The organism is Mesohalobacter halotolerans (assembly GCF_006120725.1).
GTDB lineage: Bacteria > Bacteroidota > Bacteroidia > Flavobacteriales > Flavobacteriaceae > Psychroflexus > Psychroflexus halotolerans.
The window spans coordinates 235,832-253,811 of sequence record NZ_SWMU01000003.1 but is presented as its reverse complement, the minus strand read 5'-3'; the positions used below and the strand labels follow the sequence as shown (position 1 = coordinate 253,811).

Below are 17,980 nucleotides of genomic sequence, written 5' to 3'. Positions count from 1 at the left end.
AAAAATTTTGTGATTGTATCAAATATATAACAAACTAAATATTTAGTTTTTATTTTGTTAATATTTAACGTTTTAGTGATGAACCGATTTGTAAAGTACAAATTGTATTTTTATCAAGTGATAACACAACCCTCAATGCTTATTGATTTTTATAATTTAACTTTAAAGGTTCGTACAATTTGTTTACTTTGTGTACCGTTTAAAAATAAAATTAAACCACTATGTTAAATAGAAAGTCCTTTTATGCCTTATTACTAATAGTATTTATTGGAGTGTCATGTCAAGATGATCTCGATGATGTTATCTCACCATCTAGTAATATTGAGATACAAAACTTTGTTTGGGAGGCGATGAATGTTTTCTATCTCTATCGCAGTGACGTCCCAGACCTCAGTCAACGGAGTTCAACTGATAGCGATTTTGATGATTTTATTAGTAGTTTTGATACACCCGAGAGTTTGTTTGACAATTTAATACGCGAAGATGATAGGTTTAGCGTCATCGTAAGTGACTTTAGAGAACTAGAAGCGGCAATACAAGGACAAACTTTAAGTAACGGTATGCGGTTTGGACTCGTCTTAATTGAAAATACTACACAAGTTTTTGGGTATGTAAGATATGTGGTACCAGATTCTTCAGCTGACCTTCAAGGGGTTGAACGTGGAATGATTTTTACTGAAATAGACGGCACACCATTGAGCGATACCAATTTTAATGAGTTGCTTTCTCCGGAACAATACAGTATAGGACTAGCAGAATTACAAGATGGACAATTGATAACAACAGGACAAACCATCTTACTCAACAAAGCTGTTTTAACAGAAAACCCTATTCACATTGCAAACACACTTGATATAAATGGGCAGAGTATAGGCTATTTAATGTATAATGGTTTTCGTTCTAATTTTGAATCGGAGCTTAACCAGGTCTTTGCTCAATTTGTGTCTGATGGGGTTACAGATTTAGTTTTGGACTTAAGGTACAATGGAGGTGGTAGTATTGAAACAGCAAAAGACTTAGCTTCTATGATAACCGGTCAATTTGAGGGTGAAATTTTTGCTCGAGAAAAGTTTAATGACAATTTTGAAGAAGAAGTTTTATTATTTGATGACCAAACAGCCGAAGGGGAAAACATCAACAACCTTAATTTGAATAGAGTTTTTGTGTTAACAACAGGATCGACTGCGTCGGCTAGTGAATTGGTTATAAATGCTTTGGATCCCTACATTACTGTAACACAAATTGGCACTACAACAACGGGAAAATTTCAAGGATCTACGACTTTATACGATTCGCCTGACTTTAGACGTCAAAATGCCAATCCGAATCATTTTTATGCCTTACAGCCACTTATACTTGAAATAGAAAATGTTGAAGGCTTTACAGGTTTTACAGACGGTTTTGATCCTGAAATAGAACTTGCCGAAGATTTTTTTAATTTAGGTGTACTTGGAAATCCATCAGAACCACTTTTATCTCTGGCTTTACAACAAATTGGAGCTGGTGTACAAGGCAAACCCCTACAAAAACAGACTAGCTTTCAAACTTTAAAAATTGGAGAAGATGGTATGTACTTACCAAATTATCAAAGGATGTATTTTAAAACAGACACAAAATTTTAGTTTTTGAAGCTTAATTCTTTTTAATGCTAAAACATATCAAAAAAATTGTTGCTCAGTCACCTTTACTTCAGGTTACTAGCTTTAATAGTTTTAGTATTGTTGTAAAGCTTATCACAAGCTTTGCAGTATCCAAACTTATAGCACTGTTTTTAGGACCTTCAGGGTTGACTTATATTGGTAATTTAAGAAATGCATTATCAGTATTACAAAACTTTATTACGGGCGGTTTAGTCAAAGCTGCTGTGCGGTATAGTGGTGAGAATAAACATGACGAGTTTGGGTTTAAAACATTTATTTCAACTTTGCTTTGGGTTCTTATTTTTCTCAGCCTTGTAGTCTTTATTTTAGTATACGGATTTTCAGAATCTCTTTCTAATCTTGTTTTTGATCAACCCTCTTATAGTTTTGTCTTTAAGTGGTTATCAGTTTTGCTACCAATTTATGGAATGAATGCCTTTATGCTTTCTGTATTAAATGGACTCAACCATTTTAAAAAAGTGATCAAAATCAATTTATTTACTCATATTTTAAACCTTTTACTCTTTGGGTATTGTTTGTATTTTTATGGTCTTAACGGTGCATTGATGGCTATAATTATATTACCATCAGCAAGTTTGGTCTTAACATGTATCATTGCAAGAAAGCATCTCAAAGTTTTTAAGATAGATTTGAAATTGTGGACAACCCTTCAAGTCAAAAACTTTGGTCAATACGCATTTATGACTATGATATCAGCTATAAGTTTTCCTTTAGTTTATCTCGGTATCCGACAGTATTTAACCGCACAAATCAACATTGACGCTGCCGGTTACTGGGAAGCCAACTTTAGGCTTTCTACATTTTATTTGATATTTATGCAATCGCTTTTAAATCTTTATATTCTTCCAAAATACGTTCAAGCTAAATCCTTAAAAGAATTTAGAGGTATTGCTATGGGTTTTTACAAACAAATTTTACCACTATTTGCATTTGGTTTAATAATTTTATTTCTATTGAGAAAATACCTTGTCTTAATTGTATTTTCTGAAGAATTTATGCCGGTAACTTCTATTTTAGGATGGCAGATGATTGGAGATTTTTTTAGAATTTCAGCTTTAGTGCTGGTTTATCAATTTCACGCCAAAAAAATGGTTTGGCACTACGTTCTAACGGATTTGTTTTTAGCTATTGGGCTTTATTTCAGCGCCATACTAGGCGTACAATATTTTGATATAACGGGAGTTGTCATAGGTCATGCTTTCACTTATGTCGTTTACTTTCTGATAATTTTATTTATTTTTAGGAAGTCAATTCTTAACATTAAAGTGAATTTTCAATCAACTAATGATAATTAAAAAATAAACTGGTGAAATCTATTTTTGAAAATAATGCTTATCATGAAGTTTTAAACAGGCTTGATAAATTATCTCCGGATAGTCAGGCAAGATGGGGTAAAATGAATATTAACCAGATGCTTAAGCATTGTCAAAAACCCATCAAGCTGGCATTTGGCGAAGAAAAAGTAAAGCTGCCAAATATTTTGATGCGACTCATGATAAAGTTGATGAAACCTACTTTATATAACGATAAATTATGGAAGCAAGGCCTGCCTACTGCAAAGTCATTTGTCATAAAAAATGAACAAGGTTTTGACAATGAAAAATCAAAATTATACCTTCTTATTGAACGAATGCACAACTCAAAATCTTATTTTGAACCTTCGAGGACGCATCCTATTTTTGGGGAAATGAAATATTGGATGTGGGGTCAGTCGGCTTATAAACATCTCGATCATCACTTTAGACAGTTTGGGGTATGAACATTAAAATCATAATCTATCGAATCGACACAACATCAGCCTAAGGTAGAATTTTTAATTGCTACCATGAATCGCACAGATTTAGACTTTCTGAGCCCTATGTTTAAGCATTATAACTTAAACGATGTTCATGTTTTGATAATTAACCAAACCTCAAGAGATAAATTATTAGAATCCGATCAAAACAATATTAGAGTTATCAATGCCTTTGAGAGAGGTTTAAGTAAAAGTCGTAATCTAGCTATAACTAACGCTATTGGCGATATATGTTTTATTGCAGATGACGATATCGAGTACTTACCAAATGCTATTGATATCGTCATAAAAGCTTATAGAGATTTTCCTGAAGCGGCATTGATCTCTTTTCAATATTTGAGAGAAAACGATAAGATTTATAAGACTTATCAAGAAAAAGCTGCTTATCAAAATAAATTACTTCATAAACAATCTTTAACATCGATGGAAATCACATTTAACTCTCAAAAAATTAATAAAGCTGAAATAAGATTTAATACGATTTTTAGTTTTGGTGAACGATTTCATTGGTTCGAAGAAGCTGTGTTTAGAGATGATGTTATCCGTGCGGGTTTAAAAGTAGCATTTGTCCCAAAACCTATTGTAAAGCATTATGGCAAAACATCTGTTCCCAATGAAGATTCAAAAGCATATACACAAGCTCTAACTGCGCAGAAATATTTACAATACAAAAATCTAATTTATCTTTGGTTGATACGTTATATTTGGATATTGATAAAGCGTAGAGTTATCAGTTGTTCTCAAATATTACAATTTTGGAAATATGGCGTCAACGCTATTCAAGACTATAAAAGGCTTAGTAAGGCAAAATAAGGAAGCTATCACATTTTGGCTTTTACCTTTATTTTTGGCTTTTGTTTTTCAGGCGTATGGTTTTGGTTTAAATCGCATTTTACCTAGAAATTTTGTAGAAAACTCAGCTATTCTAGTTATCATCATCTCTTTTAGTTTAATATTTAAAGGTAAATGGCAGTACTTATTTCAGTTTTTTGGCTATTTCATATTTGTGATTAATAATCTGTTTGAAAGTATTTATTACTATTTATTTAAAGCAAATATTAGTGCGTCTTCAATCTTTATTTTATTAGAAACCAATCTTGCCGAGGCCCGTGAATTCGTTGAATTCTACTTAAACCCCTTTATTGTCTTAATGATTATTTCATATCTAATTTTGTTTGTGTACTACTTTTTAAAACGACCTGTTTTTAGCCTACCGAAGTTCCATAAATATCAGACTTTATTGTACTTTCTAGGTATATTGATTCCGCTCAGTCTAATGATTTACAGAGGTTTTCAGCAATACAATTTTCTATACCTTAGTGTGTCGTCTGTTTTTGAATACGTTGAAGAGCAAAAAAAAATGCAACAATACAATATCGATAAACCAATCTCTGATATTGATGGTTTTAAGCTCAAACAATCTGTTGATACCGCGACTTATGTTTTAATTATAGGTGAATCTACCACAAGACGGCGAATGAGTGTTTATGGTTATAAACGTAAAACCACACCTTTTTTAGATAGTCTAAAATCAGACTTATGGCTTTATGAAGATGTTATTAGTTCACATGCCCATACAATTGGCGCTTTAAAGGATGCTCTAACCCTAAACAGTTTGTCGGGTGACAAAGATTTTTCAATTATTCAAATGATGAATCAAGCTGGTTTCAAAACCTTTTGGTTATCAAACCAAAGACCAATAGGACAATACGAAAGTCTAGTTACACTCATTGCTAGAAGTAGCGATAAATACATTACAAAAAATACAGCTTCAGATGGAACGATTACTCCTTATGATGAGGTTTTGTTACCAGCATTTAAAAAGGCGTTAAATCATAACGCAGCTAAAAAGTTTATCGTTTTGCATCCACTTGGAACCCATTTGCTTTACAGTGACCGTTACCCTGAAAAGTTTAATACATTTGATGGGAAAAGTCCATCAAATTTTGACCATCCACAAGCTCACCAACGTTCAAATGCCTATGATAACGCGGTATTATATCACGATTTCTTTCTTAAACAAGTATTTAAAGAAATAGCAAAAATTGACCACTCTAGTTATATCCTGTATTTTTCTGATCATGGAGACGAAGTTTATGAAAGTATTGATTTTTCTGGTCATGCTGAAGAAAACCCTACAAAGGCAATGCTTGAAATTCCCTTTTTTATCTGGATGAATGACAGGTTTAAAAGAGATTTTTCTACTCAATATTTACCTAAAAATCCTTATAATCTAAAAAACTTTATACACACATTTTCTGAGCTTAATGCCATACAATTTGACAGCTTAGATTTGACAAAAAGTATTTTTACAAAACAATCTAGCACATTAAAACGGCGAGCTTTTAAAAATAAATTTTATGAAGACTTGCCCTAAGTTTTCAAAGTCATTCTCACAAACTAGTTGAAAGCCGACTTGTATATATTAATGGCAATAAGTTTGGCTTGTATTAACTTTAAAAAGCCCAAAATATAAGAGGGTAATTTTAAAATGAGTTGCTGTTTGAAACTTAAATTACTAATATCAATTTGGGTTTTCATTGCTTTATAAAGTTTCATTTGCCCATTCATTTTGGCTTGTAAACAGAGAGAATATCTATTAATGTCAAGATATTTTTTTAAGCTTGTACTTTTGATTTCATTATAAATATGTTTGTTGATGTACTTTTGTTTTTCTGTCAAATCGATTGTCGAAGATAAATTTTCTTGTGTAAATCTTTGATAAAGTAAAGTTACCTTGGGATTATAACCCAATACATAATTTTCTAGGGTAAATCGAATCATCAAATCTAAATCTTGCCCTGTTTTTAAATTTTCATCAAAGCCATTTATGTTATCAAAACATGTTTTTTTGAAGGCAATAGAAGAAGTCCAAAACAATGGGTCTATATAGCTATATTCAAAGTAGTTTTTAATTAATGAAATCTCCTCTGATGGTGTTTTGCTATATTTTGGAGTCTTTATATAATTTGGACTTAGTTTTACATGATAAGCATTAGAAACAAGATCAACATTTTTTAATTTTTGAATTGTTTCGTAAAGCTGTTCAAGATGATTTTCATACCAGATATCATCAGCATCAAGTAAAGCAATCCAATTTGCGCTGGCAAGATTTACTCCTCTGTTTCTAGCGCTTGAAGCGCCTTGATTTTCTTGGCTTACTACTCGAAATCTCTCATCGTTTAAGTTTTTGGCTACCTCAAAACTATTGTCAGTTGAGCCGTCGTTTACAATAATGACTTCAAAATCTTTAAATGTTTGTTTTTGAACACTGTTTAAGGTATTTAAAATAAAGTCAGCTTTATTATAAAGAGGTATGATGACTGAAAAAAAAGGCATTTAATAGTGTTTAGAGAAAAATAATAATTTATAGATATCAAACAGCCATAAAGGTCTGCCATAGACTAATAGATGTTTATATAAGACTCTAGACATAATGTTATAGGACAAATTCAAAATGCCGTTAAGATAAAGTCTTGAAAAGGCATGATATATTCTAGAGATATTTGTCAAATTGGGTTTAATGATTTTGTTTTTTTCAAGAGAGATTAAATTCTTAAGGGCATTTTGAGTTTTTGATAAATACACTTCATTTGTTTCTAAATTGTTGTGATATACTGGGTTGTCAGTGTGAATAATATCAATATTCTTCTCATAAATATTTTGAGCAAAGACCAAATCTTCGTATCCATAGGTGTTAATACGCTCATCAAATTGTTCAGAACAATTTTTGAGAAGTAAATTAGAGGTCAATAATGATTTTATTGGATTTTTTTGGCGGTAATTTGCAGGCCTTGACTCCCTTTTGATCCCGTAATTGTAGCGGAGGTTTTTAGTTTTATTTAATTTATTATATGCAATACCACCAAAGCATATAGCTGTTTCCAATTTTGAAGATAGGTTTAGATAATAACTAATAAACTGGGTAGTTTTGGGCCAAACATCACAATCGACTATCAATTTTAAATGATATTTAGAAACTTTTAATAAGCGATTTATATTTCCAGCTCTACCTAAGTTGGTTTGATTGATTAAATATTGGCAATTGTCAAGTTTATTTATCTTTTTATTGTCCTCAAGGTGAGTTTTGCCTCCATCTTCGCTGACTAAAATTTCAAAAACAATGTTTAAATCTTTGCATTGATTGAATAAGACATTGACTAAATCATAAGTTGGATAATCATAACAAGGAATAAGTATGCTAAACACATTAGTTCAATTTACAGTAAGATTTAAAAACCACATCCAATAGAAATTTAAATTTCTGTCTTTGCATTTTTCTGTACTACCTCAAATACTTTTTGACCATCACATTTTAATGTCTTTGATGGAAATTTGAGTAAAAGCGCATAATCGTGAGTAGCCATTAATATTGTATTCCCATTTTTGTTGATGTCTTGCAAAACTTCCATAACTTCAACAGATGTTTGGGGGTCAAGGTTTCCTGTTGGTTCATCGGCTAGAATAAGTTCAGGGTCATTGAGTAATGCTCGGGCGATGGCTACGCGTTGTTGTTCACCACCTGAAAGTTGATATGGAAATTTAAAATGTTTTGTTTGCATTCCAACTTTACGTAAAACCTCGTCTATTTTCTTTTCTATCTTACTTTTATCTTTCCAACCTGTAGCCTTTAAGACGAACAATAAATTTTCTTTGACATTTCTGTCGTTAAGCAACTTGAAATCTTGAAAAACTACACCGAGTTTGCGTCTTAATTCCGGGATTTGCTTGTCTTTTAAAGTCTTGAGATTAACACCAACAATCTCACCTTGTCCATCTTTTAGTGGAATATCACCATAAAGAGTTTTCATAAAACTACTCTTCCCTGTGCCTGTTTTTCCAATAAGATATACAAATTCACCTTTTTCAATAGAAACATTTACTTGCGAAAGGATAAGTGATTCTCTCTGGTAAATGGCTACATTTTTTAAACTCAATATAGTTTCGGACATAAGTATATTTCAAATATTAACGAAATGTAAATATAAATATTTTAATATTGGAATTGAGTTCCATACTATTCAAAAAAAAATCGCTCTTAAATATAAAAAGCGATTTTTTCTTAAAATGGAATAGAATTTATGCTGACATAACTTGTTTTACTTTTTTTCCGATTTCAGCTGGGGAATCTACAACATGAATGCCGCTTTCTTTTAAAATTTTCTTTTTAGCTTGTGCAGTATCTTCACTACCTCCAACGATAGCGCCAGCGTGACCCATCGTTCTTCCCGCAGGAGCTGTTTCTCCGGCTATAAATCCAACAACTGGTTTTTTGCTACCACTGTCTTTATACCATTGCGCGGCTTCAGTTTCTAATTGTCCACCAATTTCACCTATCATGACTACACATTCGGTTTCTGGATCGTTAACGAGAAGTTCTACAGCTTCTTTGGTTGTAGTCCCAATGATAGGGTCACCACCAATACCGATGGCTGTGGTAATACCTAAACCTTCTTTGACAACTTGATCGGCTGCTTCGTATGTTAACGTACCAGATTTTGAAACGATACCAACTTTTCCTTTTTTAAATACAAATCCAGGCATAATACCAACTTTGGCTTCACCTGGCGTAATGACACCCGGGCAATTAGGACCAATCAATCTACAATCTTTATTTTTGATGTAGTTTGAAGCTTTAATCATATCTGCAACAGGAATACCTTCTGTAATGGTTATAATCACTTTTATACCTGCATCGGCAGCTTCCATAATAGCATCAGCTGCAAAAGCAGGTGGAACAAAGATAATAGTTGTATCAGCCGAAACTTCTTTTACTGCTTCTTTTACAGTGTTGAATACGGGTTTACCGAGATGTGTTGAACCACCTTTTCCCGGTGTGACACCACCAACAACATTGCTGCCGTATTCAATCATTTGTTCGGCGTGGAATGTCCCTTCACTTCCTGTAAATCCTTGTACTATAATATTTGAATTCTTGTTAACTAAAACGCTCATAATCTCATTTTGAATTTAGGCAAAAGTAATTTTTTTTGACGATATCTTAAAGTTATTAAGTGTCTTTTAGGAATCAAATTTAATTTTCGATATATGAAAAAATATTATCAACACTGTCGTCTGCGGCGTGGCTCATTAAAAAGCCTTTTCTGATTTTTTCATCTTCAACTTCCCATATGCTCATAAAGTGAGCAAGCGGTAAACTTTCTTCGTGTTCTAAAGTTTCTACATGGTAAGTGAAGCGCACACAAACTTTATTGTTTTCTGCAAAAATGTGACTAAATTCAGGAGTTAGCGCAACAAATGTTTTCCCCATATTTTGAACCATTTCGAAAAAACCATCAAAATCGAGTTTTAAAAATCCATCGCTACTATTCCAATTCAATTCTAATTTTGGATGAACAAAATCCTTAAAAACAGATTTGTCTTTGTAATATTCTGAATATAAAAAATCAGTCACTAAGTCTTTGTAAGACATATTTAAATTAATTTTTTGAGTTTAGATAACACTTCGGGTAAACGGCTTACAGAAGCCAATTCTCTGTATTTTTTTCTGACATCGGCGGCAGGCGAACCAAAATAGGTTTTACCTGGCTCACAATCTTTGCTTATCCCAGAGGTTGCAAGAATAGTAGATTTTTTACCAATAGTTAAACCACTGGCAATACCTACCTGTCCCCAAATGGTAGCCTCATCCTCAACAACCACGCAACCGGCAATACCGACTTGGGCAGCAATAATACATCGCTCTCCTACAATAGTGTCATGGCCAATTTGGACTTGGTTGTCAATCTTTGTGCCTTTCTTGATGATAGTATTTGCTGAAACACCTTTGTCAATTGTTGTATTTGCACCAAGCTCAACGCCATCTTCTATAACAACACTACCTCCAGATTTGAGTTTGTCATGGTAGGTTTGACGATTTTTGTAATAAAAGGCATCAGCTCCTATAACAACGCCAGCATGAATAATTACGTTATCTCCAATTTCAACACCATCATAAATACATACATTAGGGTGAATTAAACAGTTTTTACCAATCTTGACATGATGACCAATAAATACTTGAGGTTGGATGACAGTATCATCACCAATTTGAGCAGAATCACTAATGTTGTGATCTGCTTTTTGAAAACGCTTAAAATAATCTGTGAGTTTATTAAAATCTCTAAATGGATCTTCAGATATTAATAATGCTTTGCCTTCAGGGCAATCCACTTCTTTGTTTATTAAAATGACACTAGCTTTTGAGTTAAGAGCCTTGTCGTAGTATTTTGGATGGTCAACAAAAACAATTTCCCCTGGATTAATGACGTGAATTTCATTCATGCCAGTGATTTTAAAATCGCTCTTGCCAACGAATTTTGTATCTAAGATTTGCGCAATCTGTTGAAGTGTGTAAGGTTGTGGAAATTGCAAAATTTAGTCTTTAATACGTTCTTTATAAGTCCCTTTTTCGGTTTCAATTTTTATCTTATCGCCTTCATTGATAAACAAAGGAACGTTCACCTCATGTCCGGTTTCAACGGTTGCTGGTTTGGTCGCGTTTGTCGCTGTATTGCCTTTTACACCAGGCTCGGTTTGGGTAACTTCCATAACGACGTGTGGTGGCATCTCTACAGAAAGCGGTTCATTATCTTCGGTGTTTATAAGAACTGTTACCACATCACCTTCTTTAAGTAAGCCTGGCATATCGAGTGCCGCTTCTGTTAATCGGATTTGAGTGTAATCTTCTTGATTCATGAAGTGGTAAAACTCACCATCATTGTATAAATATTGAAATTTATGTGTTTCCACTCTCACATCATCAATTTTGTGACCTGCAGAAAACGTGTTTTCGATGACTTTACCAGTAGTAACACTTTTGAGTTTTGTTCTTACAAACGCTGGACCTTTTCCAGGTTTGACATGTAAAAACTCTACAATTTTAAAGATATCGTGATTATATCTGATGCATAATCCGTTTCTTATATCACTTGTTGTTGCCATTTTATAGTTAAAAGTTTAATTAAATTAATTTGAAAAATACCCTTTCATAATTCCACGTTGCGAATCCTTAATAAATTGAAGAATCTCATCACGTTCTGGAGTAGCTTCCATTTCAGCTTCGATGATTGAAAAGGCTTGGGTATTATTATAGTTTCGTTGATATAGTATTCTATAAATATTTTGTATTTCTCGTATTTTCTCAGTGTCAAAACCCCGTCGTCTTAAACCAACAGAATTAATACCAACATAAGATAAAGGCTCTCTAGCAGCCTTAACATAAGGCGGAACATCTTTTCTTACCAAGGATCCACCTGTGATAAAAGCGTGTTTACCAATACTACAAAATTGCTGAACGGCAGCCATTCCTGCTAAAACGACGTGGTCACCAACGGTGATATGACCAGCCAATGTACTGTTATTAGAAAATACACAATTATCACCAACGATACAATCATGAGCGACATGGCAATAAGCCATAATCCAACAATCTTTACCGATTTTGGTTTTATTTCGATCAGAAGTTCCACGGTTTATGGTTACGCATTCTCTAATCGTTGTGCCATCACCAATCTCCGTTATCGTTTCTTCTTCGTTGAATTTTTTATCTTGAGGAATAGCTGAAATTACAGCACCTGGAAATATGCTTACATTCTTTCCAATCCGTGCGCCTTCCATAATAGTCACGTTTGATCCAATCCAAGATCCTTCACCAATTACGACGTTGTTGTGAATAGTCGTAAAAGGCTCAATAACTACATTTTTAGCTATTTTTGCACCAGGATGAACGTATGCTAAAGGTTGATTCATAAATTATTTATTTTGTTTGACGATTTGGGCCATAAGCTCAGCTTCTGAGGCTAACTTTCCATTGACATAAGCATAACCTTGCATATGGCAAATACCACGTCTAATGGGCGATATAAGTTCTAACTTAAATATTAATGTATCACCCGGTTCTACTTTTTGTTTAAATTTGACATTGTCCATTTTCATGAAAAACGTCAAATAATTTTCCGGGTCATCTACAGTGCTTAAAGCCAGGATGCCACCTGTTTGTGCCATGGCTTCAACTTGCAGCACGCCAGGCATAACTGGCTTTCCAGGGAAATGACCGATAAAGAATGGTTCATTCATCGTAACATTTTTGACACCTATAACATGTTTATCAGACAATTCATAAATTTTATCGACCAACAGAAACGGAGGGCGATGAGGTAACCGATTCATAATTTCTGAGACATCAAAAAGCGGTTCTGTATTGAGGTCTATTTTTGGAACTTTATTGCGCTTCTCAGTTTTGATGATTTTTGCTAATTTCTTAGCAAATTGAGTATTAACCGTATGTCCAGGCTTATTGGCAATTACTTTACCCCGAATACGAGTGCCTGTCAAGGCCAAATCTCCAAGCACATCAAGAAGTTTATGTCTTGCAGCTTCATTAGGATAATGTAAAGTTAAATTATCTAAAATACCATTAGATTTGATATGAATTTCATCTTTGCCAAATGCTTCTTTGAGTTTTTCTGTAGTCTCAGGATTTAATTCTTTATCGACATAAACAATAGCGTTATTTAAATCACCACCTTTTATAAGACCATTATCGAGTAGCATTTCAATTTCATGAAGAAAACTAAAGGTTCTGGCATCGGCAATTTCACTTTTAAACTCTTTAACAGATTTTATCGATGCATTTTGAGTGCCCAGGACTTTTGTACCAAAATCTACCATTGTAGTCACTTGATAATGATCTGCAGGCATTAAGATTAACTCTGACCCATCTTCATCAGCAAAAGAAATGACATCTTTAACTACAAATTCTTCTCGTTCAGCATCAAGCTCAACCTTACTTGCTTTTTCAAGTGCTTCAACAAAAAATTTTGATGAGCCGTCCATAATTGGAGGTTCAGAGGCATTGAGTTCTATGAGAACATTATCTATATCTAAACCCACACAGGCGGCTAAAACGTGCTCTGTGGTTTGAATACTCACACCGTTTTTTTCAAGGGTTGTTCCTCGTTCTGTATCTGTTACAAGGTTGGCATCTGCGGGAATAATTGGGTGACCTTCCAAATCTATGCGCTGAAAAGCATAGCCATGATTTGCTTTTGCAGGCTTAAATGTAAGTTTCACATTTTTTCCAGTGTGTAAACCTACACCTTCAAGACTCACTTCTTCTTGAATAGTAGTTTGTTTAGTTGGATTGTTTTTCATGGGCTTGAAGTTTTTTTTCAAGGATTTCTATTTTTTTAACAAGCTTTGGTAAGTTTTTGAAATGTACGTAAGATTTATTGAAGTCGCCGTAACCCAGAGCTGGAGATCCTTGAATAACTTCTTCGTCTTTCACATTTCTGCCAATTCCAGTTTGGGCTTGAACTTTTACACGATCACCAATGGTGATATGACCTGCAATCCCGACTTGGCCTCCTATAAGGCAGTTTTCTCCAATTTTTGTTGAGCCAGCTACACCAGTTTGAGCAGCAATAGCTGTATGTTTACCTATTTCTACGTTGTGAGCAATTTGTATTTGATTGTCTAATTTTACACCTTCTCTTATAATTGTGGAACCTAGTGTTGCCCGATCTATAGTTGTACTCGCACCGATATCAACATGATCTTCAATAATGACATTACCAATTTGAGGTACTTTTTTGTAAACACCGATTTGATCTGGTGAAAACCCAAACCCATCTGCACCCAATACAACATTACTGTGCAAGACACAATTTTTACCAATAACAGTTTCTGAGTAAATCTTGCACCCGGCAAAAATGGTTACGTCGTTTCCGATGACAACATTATCACCTATGTAAACATCAGGGTAAATTTTGACATTATCACCAATCTTTACATTTTTACCAATATAAGTAAACGCACCGATATAAGGTTTATCTCCAATACTTGCAGATTTTGATATATGATTGGGTTCTTCTACACCAGATTTATCCAGCTTAACCTGATTGTAATATTCTAAAAGTTTAGAAAATGAATCGTAAGGATTTTCTACTTTAATTAATGTGGTACTGATATCTTGCGTTTGTTCAAAATCTTTAGCTACAATACAAATACTGGCTTGAGTAGTATAAATGTATGATGTGTATTTCGGATTGGCCAAAAAGGTCAATGACCCTTCTTCGCCTTCTTCAATTTTAGACAATTTATCGACCTCGGCGTCTTGATTTCCCACAATACTACCGTCGAGCAATTCTGCGATTTGACTTGCTTTGAATTTCATTTTGACAAAAATAGAAAAAAAAGTTAAACTAAATCTTTAGGATAGCAGATATAAAACTTGACCACTGGTTGGGCTAAAGTTTTTAAATTCAATTGGTCAGAAACCTGAGATACCTCTTTTGTTTTGTTATTTTTAAAAAGGATCATAATTTTCTGATAATCATAGTTATATGCCTGATTTGAAGTCGTACCCTCAAAGAAAAAATAATCGGTTTCTGCGGAAGTGATGTTAAATTGCTTTTTAATGCTGTGTTTTATGACTTCTGTTTTTTTTGTCTTAAAAGCTTTATTTTTTAATTTGACCTTAAACAATTTTCTATTGATAAGCATTTTACAAAGTGAACTCAAAATATAGTCGGGATGGCTTTGCCATTGTTTAATAGCCGTAATAATATCATAATCATCGAGTTGAGAATAGAATTCTAAAATTTGGACATTAAAATTATCATACGAAATATTGTGGTTCAGAAAAAAAGATAAGGCTGAATTAGATTCAAATTTTTGGCCTTGTTGGATGAGTTCTTTAGCTCTTTTAAGAATTTTAATTAAAATTAATTCCGCACCAAGACTGGTCTTGTGTAAATACACTTGCCAATACATTAAACGTCTGGCGAGTAAAAATTTTTCGACCGAATAAATCCCTTTTTCTTCAATGACCAATTGATTGTCTCTTACATTAATCATCGTGATTAACCGATCAGAATTGATATTGCCTTCAGCAACTCCCGTATAAAAACTATCGCGTTTTAAGTAATCTAATCGATCTATATCTAGCTGCCCAGCAATGAGTTGTGTTAAAAACATTTTGCTATAGTCACCTTTAAAAATTTTTATAGCCAAAGTAAGTTTTCCCTCAAATGTTTTATTGAGATTTTCCATAAACTCTAACGACAAATTTTCATGGTTTAAACCTTCAATTAAACTGTTTTCTAGGGCATGAGAAAATGGACCGTGTCCTATATCGTGAAGCAAAATAGCAATAAGGGTGGCTTCTTCTTCATCTTTGGTGATTTCAATCCCTTTAAATTTCAATGTTTGAAGTGCCTTTTGCATTAAATATAAACAACCCAAAGCATGTTGGAAACGCGTGTGCTGTGCACCGGGATAAACCAAATGCGATAAGCCCATTTGAGTAATTCGCCTAAGCCTTTGAAAATAAGGGTGTTCAATTAAATCAAAAATGAGTTCGCTTGGAATGGTAATAAAACCATATATTGGGTCGTTTATAATCTTGAGCTTGTTTTGTTTTTTCAAAATAAATTCGCTTAATTTCAGCAAATATAAAGATATGACTAAGATAAAAATACTTTGGGTAGATGATGAAATTGATTTGTTAAAACCACACATCATGTTTTTATCAAAAAAAGATTATGACGTCACGACTTGCCAAAGTGGTATGGAAGCTATTGAGACTATTGAAAATGAACGTTTTGACATCGTATTTTTAGATGAAAATATGCCCGGACTTTCTGGGATTGACACTCTAGCTGAAATCAAAACCAAGCAAAACAATTTACCCGTGGTAATGATTACCAAAAGCGAAGAAGAATATATCATGGAAGAAGCCATTGGTTCAAAAATTGCGGATTATTTGATCAAGCCTGTTAATCCCAACCAAATTTTATTGAGTTTAAAGAAAAATTTAGACCACAGTCGTTTGGTGTCTGAACGAACAACTTCGCATTATCAACAAGCGTTTAGAAAGTTATCGATGGACTTATCTCAAGTCAATTCTCACCAAGAATGGGTTGATCTTTATAAACAATTACTCTATTGGGAAATGGAGCTCGACCAGCTTGACGATAGCTCAATGACCGAAATCTTAGAGTCTCAAAAACAAGAGGCCAATTCGGCATTTTTTAAGTTTATAACTAAAAATTACCACTCTTGGTTTGACCACAAAGCTGATGACGCACCAACGCTGTCTCATCAATTATTTAAAACTAAAGTCGTTCCTGAGTTAAAAGATGAACAACCTACATTGCTGGTCGTGGTAGACAACCTTAGATACGACCAACTTCGAGCTATAGAGCCTATTATTAATAACCATTTTAAAAAAGAACAGGAAGACGCTTTTTATAGTATTTTACCTTCGGCTACACAATACGCCAGAAACGCCATATTTTCAGGGTTGATGCCCTTAGATATGCAGAAACTCTACCCAAAGTTGTGGCTTAATGACACTGATGAAGGCGGTAAAAACATGCATGAAGCCGAATTTCTTGACAATCAATTGAAGCGACTGGGCATGCATATTAGCCATTCTTATCACAAAATCACATCTTTAGATCAAGGTCGAACGCTCGCAGATAATTTTGCACAATATAAAAGCCAAGATTTAACCGTCATTGTATATAATTTTGTGGATATGCTGTCTCACGCCAAGACAGAAATGCAAGTGATTAAAGAACTTGCCTCAAACGATAAATCTTATCGCTCCTTGACCACAAGTTGGTTTAAAAATTCACCGTTATTAGACATTATTATTAAAGCCCAACGTTTAGGCTTTAAACTTATTTTAACCACCGATCACGGCACCATTAATGTAAAAAACCCAACCAAAGTGATTGGTGATAAAAATACCAGCACCAATTTGCGTTATAAAACAGGTAAGAGCTTGACATATAATGAAAAAGATGTTTATGCTGTTAAAAACCCTTCAGATATTCGCCTACCAAGTATTAATATGAGTAGTTCTTTTGTGTTTGCCAAAGGCGATTATTTTTTAGCTTATCCTAACAATTATAACTATTACGTGAAATACTACAAAAATACTTTTCAGCACGGTGGAATATCTTTGGAAGAAATGATTATTCCTTTTGCTGTATTTTTGCCAAAAAATTAAAATATGACACTTGAATATGGTCTTAATAAGTTAGATGAAATAGCTCAAAATATCATTAAGCATTCATCGCTTAAAACCTATTTATTCTTTGGTGAAATGGGTGTTGGTAAAACCACATTAATCAAAGCCTTAGTTAAACAATTAGGCAGTGAAGACAATGTATCTAGTCCAACCTATTCATTGGTCAATGAATATATGTCTAAAGGCAAACCCATTTACCATTTTGACTTCTATCGTATCAATTCTATTGAAGAAGTTTATGACATAGGTTTTGAAGAGTACCTGTCTCAAGAAGCTCACATTATTATAGAATGGCCAGAATTGATAAAACCTCTTTGGCCGGAGAAATTTGTAAAAATTGAATTAAATCTGGTAGATGATGAAAAGCGTAAGATTGAAATTTGTGAAGTTTTTTGAAAGCTTCTAAATTGTCAAGACCTCACAGGTTTCTAAGACTTGTAAGGTTTAGAAAAATATTTTTTTATCCTAAATACAAAACGATAA

General features: G+C 33.5%; 18 protein-coding genes. 7 read left to right on the top strand and 11 right to left on the bottom strand.

Annotated elements, in window-relative coordinates:
* The first annotated feature begins 221 nt into the window (after positions 1-221).
* The 5 genes from FCN74_RS08315 (at position 222) to FCN74_RS08295 (ending at position 5,833) form a co-directional block, all read left to right on the top strand.
* Positions 222-1,622, top strand: coding sequence for a S41 family peptidase (locus FCN74_RS08315; protein WP_138932134.1), 1,401 nt, complete (start codon positions 222-224; stop codon positions 1,620-1,622).
* Positions 1,623-1,645: 23 nt separating this feature from the next.
* A complete protein-coding gene (locus tag FCN74_RS08310) occupies positions 1,646-2,956 on the top strand; it encodes an O-antigen translocase (RefSeq protein ID WP_138932133.1) in 1,311 nt (436 codons plus the stop codon).
* A gap of 11 nt (positions 2,957-2,967) precedes the next feature.
* Positions 2,968-3,420: a DUF1569 domain-containing protein gene (locus tag FCN74_RS08305; protein WP_138932132.1), complete on the top strand. Its 453-nt coding sequence runs from the start codon at positions 2,968-2,970 to the stop codon at positions 3,418-3,420.
* 66 nt (positions 3,421-3,486) lie between these two features.
* A complete protein-coding gene (locus tag FCN74_RS08300; RefSeq protein ID WP_138932131.1) occupies positions 3,487-4,269 on the top strand; it encodes a glycosyltransferase family A protein in 783 nt (260 codons plus the stop codon).
* Positions 4,220-5,833: a sulfatase-like hydrolase/transferase gene (locus tag FCN74_RS08295; protein WP_138932130.1), complete on the top strand. Its 1,614-nt coding sequence runs from the start codon at positions 4,220-4,222 to the stop codon at positions 5,831-5,833. The genes FCN74_RS08300 and FCN74_RS08295 overlap by 50 nt, the downstream gene beginning before the upstream one ends.
* A 23-nt stretch (positions 5,834-5,856) precedes the next feature.
* Here the strand turns inward: FCN74_RS08295 and FCN74_RS08290 are convergent, their stop codons facing one another.
* The 11 genes from FCN74_RS08290 to FCN74_RS08240 form a co-directional block, all read right to left on the bottom strand.
* Positions 5,857-6,795, bottom strand: a complete 939-nt coding sequence (locus tag FCN74_RS08290; protein ID WP_138932129.1) for a glycosyltransferase family 2 protein — start codon at positions 6,793-6,795, stop codon at positions 5,857-5,859.
* Positions 6,796-7,665 carry a glycosyltransferase gene (locus tag FCN74_RS08285; protein ID WP_138932128.1) on the bottom strand — a complete coding sequence of 290 codons (870 nt, stop codon included), beginning with the start codon at positions 7,663-7,665 and terminating at the stop codon, positions 6,796-6,798.
* A gap of 47 nt (positions 7,666-7,712) precedes the next feature.
* Complete coding sequence (locus FCN74_RS08280) at positions 7,713-8,408, bottom strand: cell division ATP-binding protein FtsE (RefSeq protein ID WP_138932127.1); 696 nt, start codon at positions 8,406-8,408, stop codon at positions 7,713-7,715.
* Between the two features lie 127 nt (positions 8,409-8,535).
* Positions 8,536-9,411 (bottom strand): succinate--CoA ligase subunit alpha, encoded by an 876-nt coding sequence (sucD, locus tag FCN74_RS08275; protein WP_138932126.1) that lies wholly within the window; start codon positions 9,409-9,411, stop codon positions 8,536-8,538.
* 79 nt (positions 9,412-9,490) lie between these two features.
* Positions 9,491-9,889, bottom strand: coding sequence for a nuclear transport factor 2 family protein (locus FCN74_RS08270; protein ID WP_138932125.1), 399 nt, complete (start codon positions 9,887-9,889; stop codon positions 9,491-9,493).
* 2 nt (positions 9,890-9,891) lie between these two features.
* A complete protein-coding gene (locus tag FCN74_RS08265) occupies positions 9,892-10,830 on the bottom strand; it encodes a UDP-3-O-(3-hydroxymyristoyl)glucosamine N-acyltransferase (RefSeq protein ID WP_138932124.1) in 939 nt (312 codons plus the stop codon).
* 3 nt (positions 10,831-10,833) lie between these two features.
* Positions 10,834-11,400: an elongation factor P gene (efp, locus tag FCN74_RS08260; protein ID WP_138932123.1), complete on the bottom strand. Its 567-nt coding sequence runs from the start codon at positions 11,398-11,400 to the stop codon at positions 10,834-10,836.
* A 24-nt stretch (positions 11,401-11,424) separates the two neighbouring features.
* Positions 11,425-12,207 (bottom strand): acyl-ACP--UDP-N-acetylglucosamine O-acyltransferase, encoded by a 783-nt coding sequence (lpxA, locus tag FCN74_RS08255; RefSeq protein ID WP_138932122.1) that lies wholly within the window; start codon positions 12,205-12,207, stop codon positions 11,425-11,427.
* 3 nt (positions 12,208-12,210) lie between these two features.
* Positions 12,211-13,611: a bifunctional UDP-3-O-[3-hydroxymyristoyl] N-acetylglucosamine deacetylase/3-hydroxyacyl-ACP dehydratase gene (locus FCN74_RS08250; protein ID WP_138932121.1), complete on the bottom strand. Its 1,401-nt coding sequence runs from the start codon at positions 13,609-13,611 to the stop codon at positions 12,211-12,213.
* Positions 13,592-14,632 (bottom strand): UDP-3-O-(3-hydroxymyristoyl)glucosamine N-acyltransferase, encoded by a 1,041-nt coding sequence (lpxD, locus tag FCN74_RS08245; protein ID WP_138932120.1) that lies wholly within the window; start codon positions 14,630-14,632, stop codon positions 13,592-13,594. Before lpxD ends, FCN74_RS08250 begins: the two co-directional genes overlap by 20 nt.
* 23 nt (positions 14,633-14,655) lie before the next feature.
* Positions 14,656-15,885 carry an HD domain-containing protein gene (locus FCN74_RS08240; RefSeq protein WP_138932119.1) on the bottom strand — a complete coding sequence of 410 codons (1,230 nt, stop codon included), beginning with the start codon at positions 15,883-15,885 and terminating at the stop codon, positions 14,656-14,658.
* Positions 15,886-15,919: 34 nt separating this feature from the next.
* Between FCN74_RS08240 and porX the strand changes: the two genes are divergently transcribed.
* Positions 15,920-17,476, top strand: coding sequence for a T9SS response regulator signal transducer PorX (gene porX, locus FCN74_RS08235; protein ID WP_138932118.1), 1,557 nt, complete (start codon positions 15,920-15,922; stop codon positions 17,474-17,476).
* Positions 17,477-17,479: 3 nt separating this feature from the next.
* Positions 17,480-17,893 carry a tRNA (adenosine(37)-N6)-threonylcarbamoyltransferase complex ATPase subunit type 1 TsaE gene (gene tsaE, locus FCN74_RS08230; protein ID WP_138932117.1) on the top strand — a complete coding sequence of 138 codons (414 nt, stop codon included), beginning with the start codon at positions 17,480-17,482 and terminating at the stop codon, positions 17,891-17,893.
* The last annotated feature ends 87 nt before the right edge of the window (positions 17,894-17,980 follow it).

Bases quoted from the DNA above. Each gene is read 5' to 3' on its own strand.
- FCN74_RS08315 (WP_138932134.1), top strand. From the start codon at position 222: ATGTTAAATAGAAAGTCCTTTTATGCCTTATTACTAATAGTATTTATT.
- FCN74_RS08310 (WP_138932133.1), top strand. From the start codon at position 1,646: ATGCTAAAACATATCAAAAAAATTGTTGCTCAGTCACCTTTACTTCAG.
- FCN74_RS08300 (WP_138932131.1), top strand. From the start codon at position 3,487: ATGAATCGCACAGATTTAGACTTTCTGAGCCCTATGTTTAAGCATTAT.
- FCN74_RS08295 (WP_138932130.1), top strand. From the start codon at position 4,220: ATGGCGTCAACGCTATTCAAGACTATAAAAGGCTTAGTAAGGCAAAAT.
- FCN74_RS08290 (WP_138932129.1), bottom strand. From the start codon at position 6,795: ATGCCTTTTTTTTCAGTCATCATACCTCTTTATAATAAAGCTGACTTT.
- FCN74_RS08280 (WP_138932127.1), bottom strand. From the start codon at position 8,408: ATGTCCGAAACTATATTGAGTTTAAAAAATGTAGCCATTTACCAGAGA.
- sucD (WP_138932126.1), bottom strand. From the start codon at position 9,411: ATGAGCGTTTTAGTTAACAAGAATTCAAATATTATAGTACAAGGATTT.
- FCN74_RS08270 (WP_138932125.1), bottom strand. From the start codon at position 9,889: ATGTCTTACAAAGACTTAGTGACTGATTTTTTATATTCAGAATATTAC.
- efp (WP_138932123.1), bottom strand. From the start codon at position 11,400: ATGGCAACAACAAGTGATATAAGAAACGGATTATGCATCAGATATAAT.
- lpxA (WP_138932122.1), bottom strand. From the start codon at position 12,207: ATGAATCAACCTTTAGCATACGTTCATCCTGGTGCAAAAATAGCTAAA.
- FCN74_RS08250 (WP_138932121.1), bottom strand. From the start codon at position 13,611: ATGAAAAACAATCCAACTAAACAAACTACTATTCAAGAAGAAGTGAGT.
- lpxD (WP_138932120.1), bottom strand. From the start codon at position 14,632: ATGAAATTCAAAGCAAGTCAAATCGCAGAATTGCTCGACGGTAGTATT.
- porX (WP_138932118.1), top strand. From the start codon at position 15,920: ATGACTAAGATAAAAATACTTTGGGTAGATGATGAAATTGATTTGTTA.
- tsaE (WP_138932117.1), top strand. From the start codon at position 17,480: ATGACACTTGAATATGGTCTTAATAAGTTAGATGAAATAGCTCAAAAT.